The organism is Sphingomonas aurantiaca (assembly GCF_003050705.1).
GTDB lineage: Bacteria > Pseudomonadota > Alphaproteobacteria > Sphingomonadales > Sphingomonadaceae > Sphingomonas > Sphingomonas aurantiaca.
Genome location: NZ_QAOG01000001.1, coordinates 494,379 through 510,255, shown reverse-complemented (window position 1 = coordinate 510,255; position 15,877 = coordinate 494,379). Strand labels below are relative to the sequence as shown.

Below are 15,877 nucleotides of genomic sequence, written 5' to 3'. Positions count from 1 at the left end.
TACCGAGCGCGCAACCCCACGCTAAGGACACCCTCGATGCCCACAGGACTGGTCGCACTGCTCGACGACATTGCCGGGATCACGAAGCTCGCCGCCGCGAGCCTCGACGATGTCGCAGCGGCCACCGGCAAGGCGGGCAGCAAGGCGATCGGCGTGGTGGTCGACGATGCGGCGGTGACCCCGCGCTACATGGTCGGTTTCGAACCCAAGCGCGAACTGCCGATGATCTGGAAGATCGCGCTGGGCTCGTTCCGCAACAAGCTGGTCTTCATCCTCCCCGCGGCACTTGCGCTGAGCGCGTTCGCGCCGTGGTTGCTGACGCCGTTGCTGATGCTCGGCGGCACCTACCTCTGCTTCGAGGGCGCCGAGAAGATCCTAGAGGCCGTCGGTGGCGGTCATGCCGAGGAAGAGGTTGACGTCCCGACCGACGCAAAGGCGCTGGAGGACCAGAAGGTCTCGGGCGCGATCCGCACCGATTTCATCCTGTCGGCCGAGATCATGGTGATCGCGCTGTCGGACGTCGCGACCAAGCCGATCTGGGAGCAGGCGATCGTGCTCGCGCTCGTCGGCATCGTCATCACGATCGCGGTGTATGGCGTGGTCGCGCTGATCGTAAAGATGGATGATATCGGGCTCCACCTCGCACAGCGCAGCAGCGCGCCGGTGCAGGCGCTCGGGCGTGGTCTCGTGAAGGGCATGCCGCTCGTCATGTCCGCGCTGTCGGTGATCGGCACCGCCGCGATGGTCTGGGTCGGCGGGCAGATCATTGTGCACGGAATCGAGGAGTTCGGCTTCACGACGATTCCGCACTGGATCCACGATACCGCGCAGGCCGCTTCGCACGCGGTGCCGTTCGCGCAGGGCGCCGTGAACTGGGCGTTGAACGCGTTCTTCTCCGGCATCGTCGGGCTGATTCTCGGCGGCGCGATCGCGCTGGGCCTGCATGCGGTGAAAAAGCCCAAGGCGCACTGAAATGCAGGACCGTGAAGACCGCGGGTCGGGCCTAGCCGCACGACCCCGGTAAAGGACTGGACGGCTGGCCTTTCTGACGATTACACCTTGTGACATCGTCTCTCAGCCGGAAGGCCCTTCCTTGATCCGCAAGCTTCTCGTCGCATCCCTGCTCGCGTCTGCACTTCCTGCGGTGGCGCAGGTCCCCGCCGGCAATACCGCACCGCAGCCGATCCCGTTCGTCGACACGATCCCCGACGCGGTCGACACCCCCTATCCCGGCACGCTGCTGCTCGACGTCGATGCGACCGATACCGAGCGCGGCATCTTCCGCGTGAAGGAGACGATCCCGGTCGCCAAGTCCGGGCCGATGGCGTTGCTCTATCCGAAATGGCTCCCCGGCGCGCACAGCCCCCGCGGCGAGATCGAGAAGCTCGCCGGCCTCGTGATCCGCGCGAACGGCAAGATCCTCCCCTGGACGCGCGATCCGGTCGACGTCTTCGCGTTCCACATCGATGTCCCCGCGGGCGCCAGGACGCTGGTCGCCGAATTCCAGTTCATCTCCGCGACCAAGGGCGACCAGGGCCGCATCGTGATGACGCCGACGATGGTCAGCCTCGAACCGAACCTCGTCAGCCTGTATCCGGCCGGCTATTACACGCGCCAGATCCCGATCAAGATGACCGCGACCTATCCGGCGGGCTGGACCGCCGCGGGCGCGGTGCCCGCCAAGGTATCGGGCTCGACCTACAGCTACGACACGACCAACTATGAGATCCTGGTCGATTCGCCGACGCTCGCGGGCAAATATGGCAAGGTCTGGCCGCTCAGCCCCCGCGTCGATCTCAACGTCTTCGCCGACAGCCCCGACCAGCTCGCCGCCAAGCCCGAGCAGATCGACGCGCACAAGCGGCTCGTCGATCAGGCGGTCAAGACGTTCGGCGCGCAGCATTATGATCGCTACGAGTTCCTGCTGTCGATCACCGATCAGCTCGGCGGCATCGGCCTCGAGCATCATCGCAGCTCGGAGAACGGCGTCCGCCCCGGCTATTTCACCGACTGGGATACGACGTCGGCCGCGCGCAACCTGCTGCCGCACGAATACACTCATAGCTGGGACGGCAAGTTCCGCCGCGGCGCGGACCTGTGGACCCCCGATTTCCGCACGCCGATGCGCGATTCGCTCTTGTGGGTGTATGAGGGGCAGACGCAGTTCTGGGGCTATGTCCTCCAGGCGCGCTCGGGGCTGGTCAGCAAGCAGGACACGCTCGACGGCTATGCCTCGATCCTCGGCATCTATGACAGCGCGAAGGGTCGCGAATGGCGCCCGCTGATCGACACGACCAACGATCCGGTGATCTCGGCGCGCAAGCCCAAGGGCTGGACTAGCTGGCAGCGCTCGGAGGATTACTACAACGAGGGGCTGATGGTCTGGATGGAGGTCGACGCGATGCTCCGCCAGAAGTCGGGCGGGACCAAGTCGATCGACGATTTCGCGCGAGCCTTCTTCGGCGTTCGCGACGGCGATTATGGCGAGCTCACCTACACCTTCGCCGACGTCGCCAAGACGCTCGACGGCATCGTGCCGTATGACTGGGCGACGTTCCTCAACACGCGCCTGACCGAGACGGGCAAGCCCGCGCCGATCAACGGCTTTGCGATGAACGGCTACAAGCTGGTCTACGGCCCCGAGCAGAGCCCGTATCTCAAGCAGGCGGAAAAGACGCGCGGCACCGATGTCAGCTATTCGCTGGGCATGGTGATCAACAAGGACGGTGTCGTGACGTCGTCGATCTGGGACAGCCCCGCGTTCAAGGCCGGCCTCGACGTCGGTACCGAGATCGAGGCGGTCAACGCCGAGGCCTATTCGTCCGACCGCATCAAGGCGGCGATCCTGGCGGCCAAGGGCACCAGGGAGCCGATCCGGCTTACTGTGAAGAACAACGACCGTTTTCGCGATATCACGCTCGATTACCATGACGGCCCGCGCTATCCGCGCCTGCAGAAGGTGGGTAATGGTGACGGCGGGCTGGACAGGCTGCTGATGCCGCGCTGACCAGCAACAAGTTTACCGGTGCCGGTCGCTCCCCACATCGTGGAGCGCCGGCATCGTCATATCGAAAGGACCGCCATGCGTATCGATCTCATCCCGACCGGCAAGAACCCGCCCGAAGACCTGAACGTCATCATCGAAGTGCCGACCGGCGGCGAGCCCGTGAAGTACGAGTTCGACAAGGCTTCGGGCGCGCTGTTCGTCGACCGCATCCTGCACACGCCGATGCGCTATCCCGCGAACTATGGCTTCGTGCCGCACACGCTGAGCCCCGATGGCGATCCGCTCGACGCGCTCGTGATCGCGCGCTCGCCGTTCATCCCGGGCTGCGTCGTCCGCGCGCGCCCGATCGCGGTGCTCAACCTCGAGGACGAGGCCGGCGGCGACGAAAAGCTCGTCTGCGTCCCCGTCGATTCGGTGTTCCCCTATTACGCCAATATCGGCGAGCGTGCCGACATGCCCGAGATCGTGTTCGAGCAGATCGAGCATTTCTTCACTCACTATAAGGACCTCGAGAAGAAGAAGTGGGTCCGGGTCGGCAAGTGGGGCGACGCCGACGAGGCCAAGCGCGTCACGATCGAGGCGATCGAGCGCTACGAAGCGGAAAAGGCCAAGGGCGAAGAGCCGATGGACGCGGACGAAACCGCAGGGCGCTGATCGCCTGTCTCCCTCTCCCTGAAGGGGAGAGGGAAGCAGCCCGCGGCACTTGCCGTGGGAAGGGTGAGGGCACGGTGACGTCGCGTGCCCGCACCTACCGCCCCGCCAGCCGTACCAGAGCCTCCCCGGACATCCGCTGGATCGTCCAGTCCTCCATCCCGACCGCGCCGACCTTGCGATAAAAGGCGATGGCGTCGGCATTCCAGTCGAGCACCGACCATTCGAACCGCGCGCAGCCGCGATCGAGCGCGATGCCGGCAAGATGCGCCAGTAGCGCACCCCCGACCCCCTGCCCGCGCGCATCGGGCGTCACGTACAGATCCTCGAGATACAGCCCGCGCTTGCCCGTCCAGGTCGAGAAATTGTGGAAGAACAACGCGAACCCGAGCGGGCCGTCCGCGCTCTCCGCGATCAGCGCCTCCGCCGCCGGCCGCTCGCCGAACAGCGCCTCCGCCAGCATCGGCTCGGTCGCCTCGACCGCATCCGGCTCGCGCTCGAACGCGGCGAGTTCGCGCACGAAACGCAGGATCGTGCCGACATCGGCGCGGGTGGCGGAACGGATAAGCGTCATACGGTAGCCTCGATCGATGTTTGCGCGATGTCACGCCGCCGCGCCGCGTACAGGCACGCGACGACGATGACCGCCGCGCCCGCCAGCGTAAAGGCCGATACCCGCTCGCCGAACACCAGGAAACCCAGGCCCGCGGCATAGACGAACGAGGTGTATTCGGTGGTCGCCAGAAACCCCGTGTCACCGTGCGCATAGGCCCAGCCGAGCAGCCACAACGACGCGGTCGCCAGCCCCGCGGCGAGCACCAGCTTGGGCCATGACGCAGCCTCGGGCACCACCGCGAGCCATGATGCCGCCAGCGCGAGCGTCGCGGCGATGACGAGCGCTTGGAAGAACGCGATTTCGCCCGGCCGTGCCGCCTGGCTCTGCAACCGCGCGATCACCAGGTTCACCGCATACAGCACCGCCGAGCCGAGGATCGAGAGCGTGCCGAGCAACGTCTCGGGCCCGGGCACCTCGCGTCCCTGCCCGATCATCACGACCACTACGCCGCCCAGCGCGACGATCGACGCGACGACCGTCTTCCACCCGACCCGCTCGCCCAGCGTCACCGCCGCGAGCAGCAGCGCGAGGATCGGCGCGATGTAGGTCAACGATATCGCTTGCGCCATCGGCACGCGCGCGAGCCCCCAGAAGAACAGCACCGCCATCGCCGTCGTCACCAGCCCGCGCGCGCAGTGCAGCTTTAGCGCCCGCGCCGACGGCCGCCCGCTCTTCCCCAGCCTCCAAGCCACCGCCCCCAGCCCGACGCTCACCATCTGCCGCCACAGCAGCGCATTATAGACCCCGATCGCGAGCACGAGCGACTTCATCACCGCGTCCATCATCGAGAACAGCCCGATGCCGAGCGCGGCCACGGCGAAGGCCAAGGCGGGGGAAACAGTGCGAGAGGTCATCGGAAAAGGCGGATATCCAGATCAAGCCCGAGCGTCACCCAATCCGTGTCACCGGTCCATAAGGTCGCCGCCTGATCTATTGCCAGCGCCAGGCAGACCCGGTCGGCGATCGACACGTTCTTGCCTTTGACGACAGGCCAAAGGTCTGCCGCGATCTTGGCCTGGCTCGCGGTGAAGGGCATGATGACGATCTCGAGTCGGTCGAGGTTCGCGATCACCGCATCGACGTCCGACACAATCTCGAACAGCTTGCTGCGGACCTCGACCAGATTGACGCTGGACAGCATCGCGCCTCGCGCATGCTCGATCACGACGTCCGCGCCGGTCTCGTTCTTCAGGATCGCCAATATAGTCGACGCGTCGAAAACGACGGTCACGCGGTGTGCCGCGTCCGCCAGTCCTCGATCTCGGTGTTCTCGCGGGCCGCTGCGGCGCGACGTTCCGCCAACAGTTCATCGACCAGATTACGATCGGCTGGCTTTGCCATCGATCTGAACTCGGACTGCACCTCGCGTACGACCTGCGCGTAGGTCTTCATCGACAGTCCGCCATCCGGATTAATCTCGATAACCAGCGAATCGCCATCTTCGATCCCCGCGTCGCGGCGCAGTTCGAGGGGCAGGACGATCTGCCCACTGACGACTTTAGCGTGATAGGTCATGATCACCTCCAGCGAGGGGGCACCCTACCACGCCGCCTATTCCGCCGCCACCGGCACCAATGCTGCCATCGCCTCGTCCGCCGCCTCGATCTCCGCCGCCTTGGCCTCGACCAGCTTGACGATGTGATCGACCATGTCGGCGTCCTGGACATGGTGGTCGGTGACGCCCGACAGATACACCATGTGCTTGCCGTTGCCGCCGCCGGTGATGCCGATATCGGTCTCGCGCGCTTCGCCCGGACCGTTGACGACGCAGCCGAGCACCGACAGCGACATCGGCGTGCGGATATGCTGCAACCGCTCCTCGAGCGCCTGGACGGTGCGGATCACGTCGAAGCCCTGCCGCGCGCAGCTTGGGCACGAGACGACGCGGACGCCGCGGTTGCGGATGCCGAGCGCCTTGAGGATCTCGAACCCGACGCGCACTTCCTCCTCGGGCTCGGCGGAGAGCGAGACGCGGATCGTGTCGCCGATGCCGTACCAGAGCAGGCTGCCCATCCCGATCGCCGACTTCACCGTGCCGCCGACGAACCCGCCCGCCTCGGTGATGCCGAGATGCAGCGGGCAATCGACCTGTTCGGCAAGCTGCTGATACGCCGCCACTGCGAGAAACAGGTCGGACGCCTTCACCGCGACCTTGAACTCGTGAAAATCATGGTCCTGGAGCAGCTTGATGTGATCCATAGCCGACTCGACGAGCGCATCGGGGCACGGCTCGCCATATTTCTCGAGCAGATGGCGCTCGAGGCTGCCGCCGTTGACGCCGATGCGGATCGCGCAGCCATTCGACTTGGCCGCGTCGACGACTTCCTTCACGCGGCTTGCCGAGCCGATGTTGCCCGGGTTGATCCGCAGGCACGCCGCGCCCGCGTCCGCCGCTTCCAGCGCGCGCTTGTAGTGGAAATGGATGTCCGCGACGATCGGCACGCGGCTCGCGCGGACGATCTGCTTCAGCGCGGTGGTCGATTCGACGTCGGGGCAGCTGACGCGGATGATGTCGACGCCCGCCTCTTCGCAGCGGCGGATCTGGTCGACGGTCGCCTTGACGTCGTCGGTCGGCGTGTTGGTCATCGTCTGCACGGTGACGGGCGCGTCGCCGCCGACGGGGACGTTGCCGACCATGATCTGGCGGCTCGTGCGGCGGGTGATATCGCGCCAGGGACGAAGGGACATGAAGATTCCTCGTGGGTTCGCATCGGTATATAGCGTCCCGCGCCGCGGAACGGAACATCGCTGGCGGCGATCGCGAACGTAAGCCATAAGTTGCGCACGCCCACCCTTGTCCTGCCAGGAGTTCCGTCGATGACACTGTCCCTCTACGATGCGACGATCCCGTCGAACCTGCAGATCCTTCGCGCGGTCGACGCGCTGCTCGACAAGGCCGAGGCGTTCGCCGCCGAGCGCGGCATCGCCCCCGACGCGCTGATCAACGCCAAGCTTGCCGACGACATGCTGCCGTTCGGCTATCAGGTGAAATCGTGCGCGGTCCACTCGGTCGGCGGGATCGAGGGCGTCCGCTGCGGGACCTTCTCGCCCGATACGTCCCCCTGGCCGACCGATTTCGCCGGGCTCCACACGCTCCTGCGCGGTGCGATCACGACGCTGGAGGCGATCGACCGCGAGACGTTCGACGTGCTCGCGGAGAACGACACGAAGTTCGAATTCGGCACCTTCGTGATGCCGTTCACCGGCGCGAACTTCCTGCTGTCGTTCTCGCAGCCCAATTTCTATTTCCACGCCACGACGGCGTACGCGATCCTGCGCGCGCAGGGCGTACCGCTCGGCAAGCGCGACTTCATGGGCATGCCGCGCATGAAGGGGTGAGCGGCCGAATCCCGTAAACGATCCTCCCCCGCCAGGGGGAGGTGGCTGGCACTTGCCAGACGGAGGGGGAGGTAAGCGATGACGGATGTTCCGTGTCCTCCCCCTCCGTCACCTTCGGTGCCACCTCCCCCTGGCAGGGGAGGATTGGAGAAAGACCCCCTCACCCGTCCCCACGCTTGCGACACTGTCCCCCGCCCCCTAGGGCGCTGCGATGACCCGGCACTACGGCATGGACTGGCTGCGGATCGGCGCGTTCGCGCTGTTGATCCTCTACCATATCGGCATGGTCTTCGTGCCGTGGAACTTCCATGTGAAGTCGCTCCATGTCGAGGACTGGGTGCGGCTGCCGATGCTGGCGAGCAACGCCTGGCGGCTTATGCTGCTGTTCGTCGTCTCGGGCTATGCCAGCCGCGCGTTGCTGAACCGGTCGCGTGGCGCGGGCGCGTTCTTCGCCAATCGCTGCTACCGGCTGCTCGTGCCCTTGCTGTTCGGCATCGCGGTGATCGTGCCGCCGCAACCCTGGGTCGAGCTCGTCACCAAGCATGGCTATGCCGGCAGTTACTGGACGTTCTGGGCCCACGACTATTTCCGCTTCGGCAAGCTCGCCGGGCTGTCGCTGCCGACCTGGAACCATCTGTGGTTCGTCGTCTATCTCTGGGTCTACACGACGCTGCTGACGGTCGCAGTGCTGGTCGTGCGGGGCGATGCGCTGCAACGCGCGTTCGACCGGATCTTCGGCGGCTGGGCGGTGCTCGTCGTGCCGATCGCCTGGCTCGTGTTCGTCCATGCCTGGTGGTTGCGCATGGTCGGCGAGACGCAGGCGCTGTGGGGCGACTGGATCGCGCATGTCACCTATTTCCCCGCCTTCCTGTTCGGGTTCGGCCTCGCGCGGTCCGAGCCAGCGATGGCGGCGATCGGGCGCTGGTGGAAGACGGGCGCGATCGCCGCGGTGATCGGCTATCTCTGCGTCATCGGCGTCGAGCTCCGCTGGCCGGCGGATGTCGTCACGCCGCGCTGGGTCTACACGCCCTACGGCATCGCGCACGCGCTCGAGCAATGGGGCGCGATCATCGCGCTGATCGGGATCGCCGAACGCCACTGGAACCGCGACCATCGCTGGCGCCCGGTGCTGACCGAGGCGGTATTCCCGTTCTACCTGATCCACCAGACGATCATCGTGCTCGTCATGTACGCGCTGCTCCCCGCCGGATTGCCCGGCTGGGCGGAGTTCGCCTGCCTGCTCGCCGCGACGATCGTCGGCTGCATTGCCTTCTACCGGATCGGCCGCGGCATCGCGCCGCTCCGTCCGCTCATCGGCCTGCGCGCCCTCCCCTCGAAAGACTCAGCATGACCTGGACTCTCGTCATTCACGGCGGCGCCGGCAAACTCGACAGCGAGATGGTCTCACCCGACCAGGATGCGGGCGCGCGCGCGGGCCTGTCGAACGCGCTCGACGCGGGGTCGGCGGTGCTGGCGGACGGCGGCAGCGCGCTCGACGCGGTCGAGGCCGCGGTCCGCGTGCTGGAGGACGATCCGCACTTCAACTCGGGGCGCGGCGCGGTGTTCACGCATGACGGCACGCTCGAGCTCGACGCCGCGATCATGGACGGGCGCACGCGTGCCGCCGGGGCCGTCGCGGCGGCGACCGCCACGCGCAATCCGGTTGGCCTCGCCCGTGCGATCCTCGACGACGGCCGCCACGTCTTCCTCGCCGGCAAGGGCGCGGATGTGTTTTCGCGTGATCGTGACTTGCCCCAGGCAGACGCCGACTGGTTCGCCACCGACGAACGCCGCCGCCAGTTTGCCGAGTTCCAGTCCGATGGCGGCGGGTTCGACGTCGACATGAAATACGGCACCGTCGGCGCGGTCGCATGCGACGCGCACGGCCATGTCGCCGCCGCCACCTCGACCGGCGGCGTCACCGGCAAGCGCTGGGGCCGGATCGGCGATTCGCCCGTCATTGGCGCGGGCACCTTCGCCGACGATCGCGCCTGCGCAGTATCGTGCACCGGCTCGGGCGAGTTCTTCCTCCGCATCGGCGTCGGGCATGAGATCGCCGCACGCGTCCGCCTGTCGGGCGAATCACTGCAGGTCGCCGCCGACGCCGTGCTGGCCGAAGTGAAGGCGCTCGGCGGCACCGGCGGGGTGATCGTCGCGGGGCCGGACGGCGCCATGGCATGGGGCTTCAACACCGTCGGCATGTATCGCGGCACGGCATCGTCCGCGGGTAGCCGGATCGTCGCGATCTACGCTAACGAGCCGGCATGAAGCGCTTTATCCTCGCCGCGGCATCGTCCGCGCTGGCCGTTATCGGCCTCGCCTCCCCCGCCACCGCGTTCTGGGAGTACGGCCACCAGACCGTCGCGCAGATCGCCTATGCCAACGTCACGCCGAAGACCAAGGCCGCGATCCGCCGGCTGCTCGCGCAACAGGCGTTGCTCGACACGCCCGAATGCCCCGCGGGCACGATCGAGCAGGCGAGCGTCTGGGCGGACTGCATCAAGCCGCTCAAGACCGCCGACGGCAAGTCGCGCTTCGGGTTCGCCTATAGCTGGCACTACCAGAACGCCGACGTCTGTGCGCCGTTCGACCTCACGCCCGCGTGCAAGGACGGCGACTGCGTCTCGGCGCAGATCGACCGCGACGTGACGCTGCTGCACGATCGCGCCACTGCGCCGAAGGACCGCGTCCAGGCGCTCGCGTTCCTGATCCACTTCGTCGGCGATCTCCACCAGCCGCTCCACGCGGGCGACCGCCACGACAAGGGCGGGAACGACGTGAAGGCGGACTACGGCATCTATGGCCCGGCGCGGTTCAACCTGCATTCGGTCTGGGACGGCCCGCTGGCCGAGCGCGCGATCTCGACGCCGCCGTCGCTGGTGCGGCGCTATCCGGCGGCCGAGCGCGCGAAGATCGGCGCGGGGACGGTGGTCGACTGGAGCCGGGAGAGCTGGGCGGCCTCGCATACCGCCTATGCGGCGGCGCTCGGCGGGGACGCGTGCGGTACGGTGCCGGCGCGCGTAGAAATGGATGACGCGACGATCGCGAAGATGGTGCCCGTCTCGCGCGAGGAGATCCGCCGCGGGGGGATCCGCCTAGCGAAACTGCTCGACAAGGCGCTCGGCTAAACCCCTCTCCCCGCCGGGGAGAGGGAGGGGCCCGCGTGCACTTGCACGTGGGAGGGTGAGGGGCGTGAGGCTCGGGGCGCGAGTCCCAACTCCCCTCACCCTCCCGTCGCCTTCGGCGCCTCCTTCCCTCTCCCCGGAGGGGAGAGGGACACGCAACGTCAGTTCAACACCACCGTAACCGCGCGACGGTTCGCCGCCCAGCTCTGGTCGTCCGAGCCCATCGCCACCGGGCGTTCCTTGCCGTAGCTGATCGTCGTCATCCGCGACGACGACACGCCGCGCGCCGCGAGATAGTTCTTCGTCGCGTTCGCACGACGATCGCCGAGCGCGAGGTTGTATTCGCGCGTGCCGCGTTCGTCGGCATGGCCTTCGATCGTGATGCGCTGGTTCGGGAACTTGGCCAGCCACTGCGCCTGGCTGTCGAGGATCGCGCGCGCGGTCGGATCGATGTCGTACATGTCGAGCGCGAAGTTCACCGTGTTCGAGCTGACCGAGCGCTGGAAGTCGGCATCCGACCCCGGCACGATCGCACCGCCGACATTGCCATTGTTCATCCCCGCATTGGGATCGACCGAGCCGCTATTGTCGACCGGTGCGGGCGGCAGCACCGCGGGGCGCTTCTTGGCACAGCCGGACACGGCGATCAGCGCGGTGCACGCGAGCAAGATGTTGGAAAGCTTCGACATAGATAGTCTCCCGTAGAAAATCACGTTTCCCCGTTATGCCCCCATAGCAGGTTTAGGGCCGCAGCGGGCCCCAAGCCGGATCCGAGCCGTCGAGCGGCGTCGGGATCTTGCGCTCGTTGACGCCCGTCAGGTCGACCGACCAGAGATCCGCCTTGCCGCCGCTGCCGCGCCCCGAGCGATAGAAGTTGATCACGCGCCCGTTCGGAGACCAGCTCGGCCCCTCGTCCTGCCAGTCGTTGGTCAGCAGCTTCTCGCCGCCGCCGCTGGGGCTCATGATCCCGATCCGGAACCCGCCGCCGAGCTTGGTGAAGGCGATGAGGTCGCCGCGCGGGCTCCACACCGGCGTTGCGTAACGCCCGCCGCCAAAGCTGATCCGCTGCTGGTTCGACCCGTCGGCGTTCATCACGTAGATCTGCTGCCCGCCCGAGCGATCGCTCTCGAACACGATTTTCGAGCCGTCGGGCGAATAGCTGCCCCCGGTATCGATCCCCGGCGAATTCGTCAGCCGCTGCGGCGTGCCCCCTTGCGACGACACGCGGTACACGTCGGTGTTGCCGCCCTGCGCCATCGAGAACAGGATGTTGCGGCCGTCGGGCGAGAAGCGCGGCGCGAAGGTGAGGTTGGCGTTCGCGACGACCAGCCGCTGCTTGCCCGAGCCGATATCGTAGACATAGATCGCCGGGCGATTGTTGAGATAGCTCATATAGACGATCGACTGCTGGTTCGGCGCGAACCGCGGCGTCAGCACGATCGACTGGCCGTTGGTCAGGAAGCGGTGGTTGGCGCCGTCCTGATCCATGATCGCGAGCCGCTTGATCCGGCGTCCCTTGGGGCCCGTCTCGGACACATAGACGACGCGGCTGTCGAAATACGCGCCCTCGCCCGTGAGGCGGGTATAGACCATGTCGGCGCATTTATGGCCTGCGCGCCGCCAGTCCGACGGCGGCACGACGAACCCGGTGCGCGTCAGCTCCGCCTTGGACGACACGTCGTACAGATAGCAGCCGACCGTCAGATTGCCGTCGCCGTTCGCGCGGATGAAGCCCTGCACCAGCGCCTGCGCACCCGTGCTGCCCCAATAGTCGAACCCCGGCGCGGTCACTTCGGGGAAGGTGATCGGGCGCAGCTGGCCGGGCGACAACGGTGTGAACAGGCCAGAATTGCGCAGATCGTTGGTGACGATATCGGCGAGCTGTCGGCCGAGCACGTCGGTCGATCCCGCCGGCGTCGAGACGACCGCGGCGGTCGGCATCACGGGAATCGCGATCGGCATCGGCGCGGAGATGCCGCCGGTGACGTCGACCACGAGGCCGCCGGACTGGTCGCCGGCTGGGGCTGGTGCGGCTGGGTCAGCGGGGGCTTGCTGGGGTGCCGGCGCGGGTGCGTCCTGTGCGGAGGCGGCGCTGCCGGACACGAACGCGAGCAAGCCGACCGAGGCGAGGATCGATCGAGCCTTACGTCTGCCCAATACAGCCCCCACCCCGGCGAAGGCCGGGGCCCAATTGGGGGACGCCGCTGAGGGCGCGTTGCGCATCATTACATCGGCCTTCCCGTTTGGGCCCCGGCCTTCGCCGGGGTGGGGTTTCTCAACGGGAAGCGCCGTGCGTGAAGGGCGAAAACCCAGATCGAATCGAGTCATAACGGACATCCTCAGCCGGGAAGTTTGTAGCGCAGGCTGAAATTGCTCCAGCCATTCTGCACGTCATACAGGTCGTCGGGCAAACCGCGCAGCGGCGAGCACCCGACAAAGGTCGCGATCGCCAGATCGTCGACGCGGTCGACATAGCGTCGGTTGTCGTCGTCGACGCCGGCATGGCCGCTGATCGTCGGCCGCGACTTGAGCGTGCCGTCGCGGTTGAGCTTCAGGTTGATCGTGACGCGGATCCGCTCGGCGCCCGGCCCCGGCGTGACCTGGCGGTTGGCGCACGGCTGCACCTGGCGCAGGATCGCCGAGCCGATATTGGCCGCCGCCTGCGCGCCGAGCTTGGCGGCCTTGGGCGCCTCCGACTTGCTCGGCGACGGATCGGCGGACAGCCCCTTCAGGAAATTGTCGCCGAGCCGCGAGCCGCGCGGCCGCGACGTCTTGGCCTCCGCGGTCGAGCCGCTGCCCTTGGTCGCGGACGGCTTGGCGGGCTTGGCCGACGATGCGGACGCCGTCTTGCCCGACGTGGCGGACGTCTTGGCCGGCGCGGCACTCGGCTTGGCCGCGGACTTGGTCGGCGCAGCCTTCGCCGGTGCAGCCTTTGCAGGCGCGGACTTGGTGGGCGGCGCTTTCGTAGGCTTGGGCTGCGGCTTCACGACAGGCTTGGCGACCGGCGCCGGCTTCGCAGCGGGCTTCGGTGGCGCAGGCTTGGGTTTGGGCTGCGGTTTCGGCGCGGGTTCCGGGGCCGGCTGCGGCTTGGGTGCAGGCTTGGGTGGCGCGGGCTTCGGCTGCGGCGCAGGTGGCACAGGATCGGGTTTCGGCTCGGGCTCGGCCTCCTGCGGCGCCGGCGGCGCAGCATCCTCGGGCGCCCCCTCGTCCGGCGCGATCGACTGCGCGGGCGCTTCGGTCGATTGCGGCGCGGTCGCCTCGAGCGCGACGTCGGGGACGAGACTCACGTCGATCGGCTGCTGCTGGATCTTCGGCGGTTCGGGCGCATCGAGAAACCCGACCGACAACAGGCCGAACAGCACGACATGCCCCACCAGCGCGACGCCCAGGCCGATCTTCTCCGAGCGATCCATCAGCCGAGCGCCATCAGTTCTGATTACCCTCGACGGTCACCAGCGCGACCCGGTTCAGCCCGGCGCGGTTGAGTTCACCCATCACGCGCATCACGCGGCCGTAATCGAGCTTCCGATCCGCGCGCAGCAGCACCTGCGGCTCGTCACCGACCGCGCGGCTGGCGGCGATCGATGCGAGCCGGATCGGCAGCGCGTCGTCGGTCACCTGGTCCTTGTCGATGAACAGCGCGCCGGTCTCGTCCATCGAGATCTCGACGGGCTTCTGCTCCTGGTCGAGCGCCTTGGCGCGCGCGTCGGGCAGGTTCACCGGCACGCCCGCGGTCATCAGCGGCGCGGTCACCATGAAGATGATCAGCAGCACCAGCATCACGTCGACCAGCGGCGTGACGTTGATATCCGCCATCGGCGCGCGCCGCCCATGCCCGCGCGACGAAGGAAGGTTCATCGCCATCCTACTCCCCTCCCGCTCGCGGGAGGGGTCGGGGGAGGGCAGTGCCGCAATTGCCACGCGCTGAGGAAGAAGCAGAAGCCCCTCCCCTAGCCCCTCCCGCAAGCGGAAGGGGAATAAGACGGGCGCTCATCGCGACCCGTCCAGCTGGCGGCTCAGCGTCGTGTGGAAGCCGTCGGCGAACCGGTTGAGACTGGCCTCGATCCGGTTGATGCCGTGGCTGAACCGGTTGTACGCGATCACCGCGGGGATCGCCGCGAACAGCCCGATCGCGGTCGCGAACAGCGCCTCCGCGATGCCCGGCGCCACCACCGCCAGCGACGTGTTCTGCGCCGCGGCGATGCTGGTGAAGCTGCGCATGATGCCCCATACCGTGCCGAACAACCCGACGAACGGCGCGACCGAGCCGACCGTCGCGAGCACGTTCAGCCGGTCCGACAGCTTGTCGATCTCGCCTGCGACCGCGGCGCCCATCGTGGTCGCCAGCCGCTCGCGCGTGCCGCTCTTGTCGATCGTGCCGCCCGCGGTCGAGCGCCGCCATTCGGTCACGCCCGCCGCGAACACGCGCGCGGACGGCAGCTCGCTCTCGCCCTCGGCCTTGTAGAAGACGTCGATATCCTCGGCCTTCCAGAAATCGCGCTCGAACCGGGTCATGCCTTTGCGCGTCTTGCCGATCCGCCGCCAGAACGCGACGATCAGCGCCCAGGTCCAGATGCTGGCGAGCAGCAGCCCGATCATCACGCCCTTTACCACCCAGTCGGCCTGGAGGAACAAGTGGATCGGCGACAGCGTCGCGCTATCCATAGTCAACACCGGATTCATGCTTCCCCCTGCCAGACAAGGCGTTCGTAGATATCGATCCAGGCGCGCGGCTGGCGGCGCGGGCGGCCATTGGGGGCGACCAATGCCGCCACAACGTCCGCCTCGGCCAAGACAAGCCCGTCGCGCATGACTCTTTGATGAATGGCGACACCGGCTGCACGCACCTGCGTCATCCGCGAGACGACGATCAACGCGTCGTCGAGCCGGGCCGGCGCGGCATAGCGGATCGCCAGATTCGCGATCGCATAGGATCCTTCGCCCGCCTCGAACGCCGCGCGCTGGTCGATCCCGCCGAGCCGCAGCATGTCCGAGCGCGCACGCTCCATGTAGCGCAGGTAATTGGCGTGATAGACCGCGCCCGACAGATCGGTATCCTCGAAATAGACGCGCACCGGAAACCGGTGCTCGCGCCCTTCGAAGCGGCCTTCCGCCGGACGATCTGAAACCTCAGCCATT

Annotated in this window: 18 protein-coding genes; 7 read left to right on the top strand and 11 right to left on the bottom strand. The window is 67.3% G+C overall.

All coding sequences use genetic code 11. The annotated features are described in order from the left end of the window. Positions 1–36: 36 nt before the first annotated feature. The 3 genes from C8J26_RS02465 (at position 37) to ppa (ending at position 3,661) form a co-directional block, all read left to right on the top strand. On the top strand, positions 37–972 hold the full coding sequence (locus C8J26_RS02465; RefSeq protein ID WP_107956569.1) for a DUF808 domain-containing protein: 936 nt from the start codon (positions 37–39) through the stop codon (positions 970–972). 121 nt (positions 973–1,093) lie between these two features. Then, positions 1,094–3,007: a M61 family metallopeptidase gene (locus C8J26_RS02460; protein ID WP_107956568.1), complete on the top strand. Its 1,914-nt coding sequence runs from the start codon at positions 1,094–1,096 to the stop codon at positions 3,005–3,007. 75 nt (positions 3,008–3,082) lie between these two features. Further along, positions 3,083–3,661: an inorganic diphosphatase gene (gene ppa / locus C8J26_RS02455; protein WP_055875064.1), complete on the top strand. Its 579-nt coding sequence runs from the start codon at positions 3,083–3,085 to the stop codon at positions 3,659–3,661. 94 nt (positions 3,662–3,755) lie between these two features. Here the strand turns inward: ppa and C8J26_RS02450 are convergent, their stop codons facing one another. The 5 genes from C8J26_RS02450 to ispG are packed head-to-tail and all read right to left on the bottom strand — an operon-like array spanning position 3,756 to position 6,962. Further along, positions 3,756–4,232 (bottom strand): GNAT family N-acetyltransferase, encoded by a 477-nt coding sequence (locus C8J26_RS02450; protein ID WP_056412720.1) that lies wholly within the window; start codon positions 4,230–4,232, stop codon positions 3,756–3,758. Then, positions 4,229–5,128: a DMT family transporter gene (locus C8J26_RS02445; RefSeq protein WP_107956567.1), complete on the bottom strand. Its 900-nt coding sequence runs from the start codon at positions 5,126–5,128 to the stop codon at positions 4,229–4,231. The genes C8J26_RS02450 and C8J26_RS02445 overlap by 4 nt, the downstream gene beginning before the upstream one ends. Beyond that, on the bottom strand, positions 5,125–5,505 hold the full coding sequence (locus tag C8J26_RS02440; RefSeq protein WP_107956566.1) for a type II toxin-antitoxin system VapC family toxin: 381 nt from the start codon (positions 5,503–5,505) through the stop codon (positions 5,125–5,127). Before C8J26_RS02440 ends, C8J26_RS02445 begins: the two co-directional genes overlap by 4 nt. Then, positions 5,502–5,789, bottom strand: coding sequence for an AbrB/MazE/SpoVT family DNA-binding domain-containing protein (locus tag C8J26_RS02435; RefSeq protein ID WP_056412728.1), 288 nt, complete (start codon positions 5,787–5,789; stop codon positions 5,502–5,504). The genes C8J26_RS02440 and C8J26_RS02435 overlap by 4 nt, the downstream gene beginning before the upstream one ends. 36 nt (positions 5,790–5,825) lie before the next feature. Continuing rightward, positions 5,826–6,962: a flavodoxin-dependent (E)-4-hydroxy-3-methylbut-2-enyl-diphosphate synthase gene (gene ispG, locus C8J26_RS02430; protein ID WP_056412731.1), complete on the bottom strand. Its 1,137-nt coding sequence runs from the start codon at positions 6,960–6,962 to the stop codon at positions 5,826–5,828. A gap of 129 nt (positions 6,963–7,091) precedes the next feature. Here ispG and C8J26_RS02425 point away from each other — a divergent pair, with 129 nt between their 5' ends. The 4 genes from C8J26_RS02425 to C8J26_RS02410 all read left to right on the top strand — a co-directional run bounded on the left by C8J26_RS02425 (position 7,092) and on the right by C8J26_RS02410 (position 10,741). Further along, positions 7,092–7,613, top strand: a complete 522-nt coding sequence (locus tag C8J26_RS02425; RefSeq protein WP_056412735.1) for a DUF1993 domain-containing protein — start codon at positions 7,092–7,094, stop codon at positions 7,611–7,613. A gap of 211 nt (positions 7,614–7,824) precedes the next feature. Beyond that, positions 7,825–8,964, top strand: coding sequence for an acyltransferase family protein (locus C8J26_RS02420; protein ID WP_107956565.1), 1,140 nt, complete (start codon positions 7,825–7,827; stop codon positions 8,962–8,964). Further along, positions 8,961–9,881: an isoaspartyl peptidase/L-asparaginase family protein gene (locus C8J26_RS02415; RefSeq protein WP_107956564.1), complete on the top strand. Its 921-nt coding sequence runs from the start codon at positions 8,961–8,963 to the stop codon at positions 9,879–9,881. The genes C8J26_RS02420 and C8J26_RS02415 overlap by 4 nt, the downstream gene beginning before the upstream one ends. Further along, positions 9,878–10,741, top strand: coding sequence for a S1/P1 nuclease (locus C8J26_RS02410; protein WP_107956563.1), 864 nt, complete (start codon positions 9,878–9,880; stop codon positions 10,739–10,741). The genes C8J26_RS02415 and C8J26_RS02410 overlap by 4 nt, the downstream gene beginning before the upstream one ends. A 158-nt stretch (positions 10,742–10,899) precedes the next feature. Here C8J26_RS02410 and pal read toward each other — a convergent pair whose 3' ends face one another. The 6 genes from pal to C8J26_RS02380 all read right to left on the bottom strand — a co-directional run bounded on the left by pal (position 10,900) and on the right by C8J26_RS02380 (position 15,876). Further along, positions 10,900–11,427, bottom strand: a complete 528-nt coding sequence (pal, locus tag C8J26_RS02405; RefSeq protein WP_056412750.1) for a peptidoglycan-associated lipoprotein Pal — start codon at positions 11,425–11,427, stop codon at positions 10,900–10,902. Positions 11,428–11,479: 52 nt separating this feature from the next. Then, a complete protein-coding gene (gene tolB, locus C8J26_RS02400; RefSeq protein ID WP_416354504.1) occupies positions 11,480–12,853 on the bottom strand; it encodes a Tol-Pal system beta propeller repeat protein TolB in 1,374 nt (457 codons plus the stop codon). Between the two features lie 224 nt (positions 12,854–13,077). Further along, the gene (locus tag C8J26_RS02395; RefSeq protein WP_107956562.1) at positions 13,078–14,151 is read right to left on the bottom strand and encodes a cell envelope biogenesis protein TolA; all 1,074 of its coding nucleotides are present in this window, start codon (positions 14,149–14,151) and stop codon (positions 13,078–13,080) included. A gap of 13 nt (positions 14,152–14,164) precedes the next feature. Then, positions 14,165–14,602 (bottom strand): protein TolR, encoded by a 438-nt coding sequence (tolR, locus tag C8J26_RS02390; protein ID WP_107956561.1) that lies wholly within the window; start codon positions 14,600–14,602, stop codon positions 14,165–14,167. A gap of 126 nt (positions 14,603–14,728) precedes the next feature. Next, positions 14,729–15,421 (bottom strand): protein TolQ, encoded by a 693-nt coding sequence (tolQ, locus tag C8J26_RS02385; RefSeq protein WP_056412755.1) that lies wholly within the window; start codon positions 15,419–15,421, stop codon positions 14,729–14,731. Then, a complete protein-coding gene (locus tag C8J26_RS02380) occupies positions 15,418–15,876 on the bottom strand; it encodes a YbgC/FadM family acyl-CoA thioesterase (protein WP_107956560.1) in 459 nt (152 codons plus the stop codon). The genes tolQ and C8J26_RS02380 overlap by 4 nt, the downstream gene beginning before the upstream one ends. Between the last annotated feature and the right edge of the window lies 1 nt (position 15,877).